The 5,750-nt window shown below is 61.9% G+C and carries 8 protein-coding genes; all 8 read left to right on the plus strand.

Annotated features, from left to right (window positions below; genetic code table 11):
• Positions 1–974 (plus strand): aldehyde dehydrogenase family protein (locus Q0341_RS05775; protein WP_299511158.1); only part of this gene is annotated, 974 nt, incomplete at its 5' end.
• 9 nt (positions 975–983) lie between these two features.
• Positions 984–1,598 carry a BMC domain-containing protein gene (locus Q0341_RS05780; protein WP_299511159.1) on the plus strand — a complete coding sequence of 205 codons (615 nt, stop codon included), beginning with the start codon at positions 984–986 and terminating at the stop codon, positions 1,596–1,598.
• A complete protein-coding gene (locus Q0341_RS05785) occupies positions 1,595–2,566 on the plus strand; it encodes a nuclear transport factor 2 family protein (RefSeq protein WP_299511162.1) in 972 nt (323 codons plus the stop codon). The genes Q0341_RS05780 and Q0341_RS05785 overlap by 4 nt, the downstream gene beginning before the upstream one ends.
• On the plus strand, positions 2,563–2,832 hold the full coding sequence (locus Q0341_RS05790) for a EutN/CcmL family microcompartment protein (RefSeq protein ID WP_299511164.1): 270 nt from the start codon (positions 2,563–2,565) through the stop codon (positions 2,830–2,832). Before Q0341_RS05785 ends, Q0341_RS05790 begins: the two co-directional genes overlap by 4 nt.
• Positions 2,833–2,899: 67 nt before the next feature.
• Complete coding sequence (locus Q0341_RS05795) at positions 2,900–3,172, plus strand: BMC domain-containing protein (RefSeq protein ID WP_019427480.1); 273 nt, start codon at positions 2,900–2,902, stop codon at positions 3,170–3,172.
• Positions 3,173–3,201: 29 nt separating this feature from the next.
• Positions 3,202–3,879, plus strand: a complete 678-nt coding sequence (locus Q0341_RS05800) for a microcompartment protein (protein ID WP_299511166.1) — start codon at positions 3,202–3,204, stop codon at positions 3,877–3,879.
• A gap of 183 nt (positions 3,880–4,062) precedes the next feature.
• Positions 4,063–5,469, plus strand: a complete 1,407-nt coding sequence (gndA, locus tag Q0341_RS05805) for an NADP-dependent phosphogluconate dehydrogenase (protein ID WP_299511167.1) — start codon at positions 4,063–4,065, stop codon at positions 5,467–5,469.
• A gap of 190 nt (positions 5,470–5,659) precedes the next feature.
• Positions 5,660–5,750: glyceraldehyde 3-phosphate dehydrogenase NAD-binding domain-containing protein (locus tag Q0341_RS05810; RefSeq protein WP_299511169.1), on the plus strand; the 91-nt coding region annotated here is incomplete at its 3' end.

The following is a 5,750-nucleotide window of genomic DNA, read 5'->3' on the forward strand; positions in this document are numbered from 1 at the left end:
AGATTCTGACCCGCCCCACCGTCGAGGCCACAGGTGCACTGATGCGCGACGCCCGCACCGACGTGATTTTGGCCACCGGCGGTACGCCCATGGTGCGCGCCGCTTACGGCTCGGGCAACCCCGCCATTGGCGTGGGCTCGGGCAATGTGCCGATTTATGTGGACGCCAGCGCCGACATCGAAGCCGCTGCGCAGACCATTGTGACGGCCAAGAACTTTGACTACGGCAGCCCCTGCTCGGCCCCATCGGTGCTCTTGCTGCACGCCAGCATCGCCGCGCAGATGCAGCAAGCCCTGGCCCGCCAGGGTGCTCATGTGTGCACCGAAGAAGAAGCACAGAAAATTCAGAACCACGCCTTTCCTGGTGGCAAGTTCAACGGCAAGGTGGTCGGCCGTCCCGCGTTTGAAATTGCCCAAGCCGCAGGCGTGCAGGTGCCGGTGGATTGCCAGGCGCTGGTGTGCCCCATCGCCAACCCGCAAGCGGGCCATGTACTGCTCAAAGAAAAACTCTCGCCGATTTTGGGTTGCGTGGTGGTGCAGGACATCGACCAAGCCATTGGCGTGGCGCGCCTCATGCTGCAGCACAGCGGTGCGGGCCACACCTCGGGCATCCATTCGGCCAGCGCCGAGCAGGCCGTGGTCTGGGGTGCGGCACTCGACTATTACCGCGTGGTCGTCAACGGCTCCACGGTGCATGACAGCACCGGTGCCAACACCGGCTTGCCCTACACCTTCACCATCGGCACAGGTTACGCGGGCAAAAGCTCGGTGGACTGCAACGTCGGCCCCGAGCTGCTGGTCAACTGGAAACGCGTGGCCTTTCCGCTGCCGGGCGGCTGGGCCGGGGCCATGGCCTCGGGCGCAGCCCTGTCTGCCGGTGTGTCAGCGGCACCAAGCCAACTGTCCACCCTCACGCCTGAACTTCAGGCCATGGTCCTGCGCATCGTGCAGGAAGAACTCGAATACCTTCGCTGAAAGCCTCCCATGTCCACTTTGCGCAGTTATATTTTTCTGGACCGCTTGCAGCCACAACTGATGTGTTTGCTCGGCTCCACCGCCCGCGGTTTTTTGCCACGCCACAACGACGCGGCTATGGTCATCGAAGTGGCCCCCGGCATGGACATCGAGTGGCTGACCGACATCGCCTTGAAGCACGACAACGTCAAGCCTGGCAATCTGGTGGTGGAGCGGCAGTTTGGCTATCTGGAGTTTCACGGCCAGTCTTCTTCGTCCGTCAAATCGGCGGGTGCCGCGGTGCTCGAAGCCATGGGCGTGAGCGAGAAAAGCGTGCTCAAGCCCGAAATCCTGGCCTCCAAAGTCATTGACCGGGTCGACGGCTACCACGCCTTTTTGATCAACCGCAGCAAGTCCGGCAGCATGCTCTTGCCCGGCGAGTCGCTCTACATCATGGAGATGACCACCTCGTCGTATGCGCTGCTGGTGGCCAACGAGGCCGAGAAGGCCGCCAACATCAAACTGATCGACTGCCGCTTCATGGGTCCAGCCGGTCGCTTGTACCTGTCGGGCAATGCGTCGGACGTGCGGGCCGCTGCTGCCGTGGCCGAGGCCGTGATCCGCGACGCAGGAGGTGCTGCATGAGCACTGACGCTTTGCGCGACCAAATTCGGGCGCAGGTGCGCACGGCTTTGGGGGCAGGCCGAGCCAAGGATGACCCCGCTTCGGTGGCCGCCTTGATGCGCCGCTTCGAACAAGGTTACGAGATGGTCAGTGCAGAAGCCATCGTGGCCTGCTTTGCCCCCGATGTGGTGTGGACCTTGCCCGACTCGCGCGTGCTCCGTGGCCGCGAAGCCTGCCGGGCGTTCTTGAAAGAGCGCTTTGCCAGCCCTACAGGCCCCAAGTTCTCGGATTCGCACATGAACGTGCTGGGTCAGACCGTGGTGCAAAACTACAAGGTGGGCGTGCCTTTGCCCGGTGGCCAGTCGGTCACGCTGGACGGCACCGACGTGTACCAGATACGCGATGGCCTGATCGCCGTCAAAGACGCTTATTGGAAGCAAATTGGCGCGCCCAAGCCTGCTGCTGCACCTGCACCTGCTGCCCCGGCGGCAGCGTCAGCGAATACGCCCGCGACTGGGCCGCAGGGCGTGGTGGTGCCCTTGCGTGTGGGCACCGCTGCGCAAGCCGCCTCGCTGACCGACCTGTTCAAGCGCCTGGCCGCCAGCCCTGCGCTGCTGCAAGCGGCGCAATCGGGCTTGCTGCGTTTTGACATGCGTGTGGACGAAGCGGCGGTGAAAGCCGTGGCGGCCTCTGCTGGTACATCCGGTGGTGCCTCGGCCATGGCCGCCACCACTGCCATCAACCCGGCCGCTTGCTGCCCCTCGTGCAAAGAAGGCAAAGCCTGCGAGTGCAAGAGCGACACCTGCGACATGCACGATCACAAAGAAGACGTGCCCGAACTCCAAGGCGTGATCGGCGAGAAGCTGCTCAAAACCTTGCCCGCCAGCGTCAAAACCGTTCGCATCCACCCCAAAGCGGTCTTGACCCCTTTGGGCAAAGAAGCCCTGCGCAAGCGCGGCATCACCATTGACCGAGGAGCCACCGCATGAAAACAGGAACCGTGATCGGCCGCATCGTGGCCAGCAAGCGACTGCCGGAATTGCCTGCGGGTGCCTTGCTGGAAGTGCAACTGGACTACCCCAAGGACGTGGTCGTTTGCTACGACCCGCTGGGCTGCGGCATCGGCGAGCGCGTGATGATCACCATCGGCGCACCCGCTGCCTGGTGGTTCGCTCCTGCGCACCCGCGTGTGGTGGCCGATGCCTTGGTCATTGCATCACTCGACAAATACGACACCCCCACACCGATGCGTTGACGCAGCGGTATTTTTTCCCTCACCCTTTCCCTCAACCCTTTCTTTTTAACCCCTCAAGGAGACTCACATGTCACAAGCTATCGGAATGATCGAAACCAAAGGTTATGTTGCTGCCTTCGCTGCCGCTGACGCCATGGTCAAAGCCGCCAACGTCAACATCGTTGGCAAAAAAGAAGTCGGTGGCGGCCTCGTCGCCATCATCGTCTCGGGCGACGTGGGTGCCGTCAAAGCCGCCACCGAAGCCGGTGCTGAAGCCGCGGGCGCAATCGGTGAAGTGGTGTCTTGCCACGTCATCCCACGTCCACACGCTGACGTGTCCAAAGCCTTTGACGGCAAGTGATCGCAGGCTGCTGCAGATAAGGAGGCCGCATGGCCACAAGCAAAAAAGCCACCGCGGCCACGAAACCGCCCACCAAGCCGGCCGCTGAGCTTCGGGTTTACCTGACGCTCACAGACCTGCAGCCCCAGTTCTCTTCGTGGATGAGTTCGCCCTTGGGCGCACGCGGCTACGTGGCGATGCAAGGCACCAACGCGCTGCTGGTCGAAATCGCCCCCGGGCTGTCCATCCAGCGCGTGATTGACTTGGCCCTGAAGGCCGAGCCCACGCTCGAGCCCGGCATCCTGGCCGTGGAGCGGCAGTTCGGCGTGCTGGAGTTGCACAGCAACGACAGCGCGGCGCTGCAGCGTGCTGGCCAGGTCATTTTGGACTGGATGGGCGCCAAGGCCCAAGACCAGCTGCGCCCGCACCTGCTGTACAGCGACATTCTGGAAGACGTGACCGATCAGCACGCCGTGCTGATGAACCGTACACGCCAAGCCAGCATGGTGCTGCCTGGCCAAAACATGCTGCTCATGGAAGTGGCCCCGGCCCTGTTTGGTGCCCACATGGCCAACGAAGCCGAAAAAGTCGCCCCCGACCTGACCCTGGTCGAGTGCAGCATGATCGGTGCCAGTGGCCGCATGTACCTGACAGGCAGCATGGCTTCGCTCGAAAAAGCCAAGGCCCATGTGGAGCAACTGCTCTCGGAGATTCCGGGCAGGGGCTGATGCTCTCTGATTCGGTTGAAAAACCTGCCAGGTCAGGGCTTTTGCGCCCGAAGCTTGTCAGGTTTTTTTGCGCCCCTTGATGGCGACAGCTGCGCGACACCTGGCGCATCGACCGCCAACGACAATCCGCATGCTCGCTCTGTTGGTGGATGCGGCGATGGAATAGAAAGGGTCAACGCAAACATGCAAACCATGGACATCGGCCTTGTGGGCTTGGGCGTGATGGGTGAAAACCTGGCCCTGAATTTGGAGCGCAATGGTTTTTCGGTCAGCGGTTTTGATTTGAACGCCGAGCGCAGGAAGAGCTTCAGCCAGCGCACCCAAGGCCTGAGAGCTCAAGCCGCGTCTTCATTGCCCGATCTGGTGGCCAGTCTGGCCATGCCTCGGCGCATCTGGATGATGGTGCCCGCCGGAGCGGCAGTGGACGAGGTGTTGACCCAGATGCGCCCCTTGTTGTCGGCAGGCGACGTGCTCATTGACGGTGGCAACACCTTGTTCACCGACACCCAGAGGCGCATCGCTGCGCTGCAAGGCTCGGGCATTTTGTATGTGGGGGCTGGCGTGAGCGGTGGTGAAGATGGCGCTTTGCACGGCCCAGCTCTCATGCCCGGTGGTTCGCCCCAAGCCTGGCCGCTGATCCAATCCCTGATGCAAGCCATGTCGGCCAAGGCCGAAGACGGCCAGCCCTGCTGCGAATGGATGGGTCCTGGTGGTGCGGGTCATTTCGTCAAGATGGTGCACAACGGCATCGAATACGCCGACATGCAGATGATTTGCGAGGCCTATGCCTTCATGCAAAAGTTGGGCTTGTCAGCGGCAGAAATGAGCGAAGTGTTGACCACCTGGAACGAGGGCGAGCTGGGCAGTTACCTGATCGACATCACCGCACAAATCCTTCAACACACCGACCCTGAAACCGGTGTGCCTTTAGTGGACATGATCTTGGACACCGCCGAACAAAAAGGCACAGGCAAATGGGCCAGCCAGGTGGCGCTTGATTTGGGCGTGCCCGCGCCGACCATTGCCGAGGCGGTGTTCGCCCGCACGCTGAGCGCCATCAAGACCGAGCGCGTCGCAGCTGCCCGGGTTTTGCACGGGCCACCTGCATCACCGTGGCCTGAGCGTGGTGCGGTCTTGGCCCAGCTGCGTGGGGCCTTGATGGCCGCCAAGGTTTGCGCCTATGCCCAGGGCTTTGCCCTCATGCGGGCCGCCGACCGCGAACACCAGTGGCATCTGCCCATGGCCCAAGTCGCCAAGGTCTGGCGTGCGGGCTGCATCATCCGCGCCAACCTGCTCGAAGACATCCGCCGCGCCTTTCAAACTCAGGCCGATTTGCCCAATTTACTGGTGGACCCGCACTTTGCCCGCGTCATGGCCGACAGCCAGCAAGACTTGCGGGAAGTCGTGGCCGCAGCTGCACTGCGCGGCGTGGCTATGCCTGCATTCATGAGCGCCTTGAGTTATTACGATGCCTACCGCTCAGCACGTTTGCCCGCCAACTTGCTGCAAGCTCAGCGCGATTATTTTGGGGCACACACTTACCAGCGCACCGACAGGGCGGGGAAGTTTCATACGCGATGGATGGCTTGAGGGCGCGGCGTGAATGCCCTGAAAATGGGCGCATCCCTCTCTTGCCGCATCAGTTACAAACCCAGAACAAATCCACACGCACAAGGGGTTTGGTAACAAAGTTTCATTAATTCGCATAGGATGGTTACACGATCAGCACACCCGAGCCGGGTGGGTTGCAGCACAGACCCCTAACGAAAGTGAGACGAACATGACCACCAAAATTGGCATCAACGGATTTGGCCGAATTGGCCGCATGGTGTTTCGCGCCGCCGTGCAGAACTTCCACGACATCGAGATCG

The organism is uncultured Limnohabitans sp. (assembly GCF_937889215.1).
Classification (GTDB): Bacteria; Pseudomonadota; Gammaproteobacteria; order Burkholderiales; family Burkholderiaceae_C; genus Limnohabitans_A.

What these genes read in the sequence shown, in the direction of transcription:
- Q0341_RS05780 (WP_299511159.1), top strand. Translation starts at nt 984, where the DNA reads ATGTCCACTTTGCGCAGTTATATTTTTCTGGACCGCTTGCAGCCACAA.
- Q0341_RS05785 (WP_299511162.1), top strand. Translation starts at nt 1,595, where the DNA reads ATGAGCACTGACGCTTTGCGCGACCAAATTCGGGCGCAGGTGCGCACG.
- Q0341_RS05790 (WP_299511164.1), top strand. Translation starts at nt 2,563, where the DNA reads ATGAAAACAGGAACCGTGATCGGCCGCATCGTGGCCAGCAAGCGACTG.
- Q0341_RS05795 (WP_019427480.1), top strand. Translation starts at nt 2,900, where the DNA reads ATGTCACAAGCTATCGGAATGATCGAAACCAAAGGTTATGTTGCTGCC.
- Q0341_RS05800 (WP_299511166.1), top strand. Translation starts at nt 3,202, where the DNA reads ATGGCCACAAGCAAAAAAGCCACCGCGGCCACGAAACCGCCCACCAAG.
- gndA (WP_299511167.1), top strand. Translation starts at nt 4,063, where the DNA reads ATGCAAACCATGGACATCGGCCTTGTGGGCTTGGGCGTGATGGGTGAA.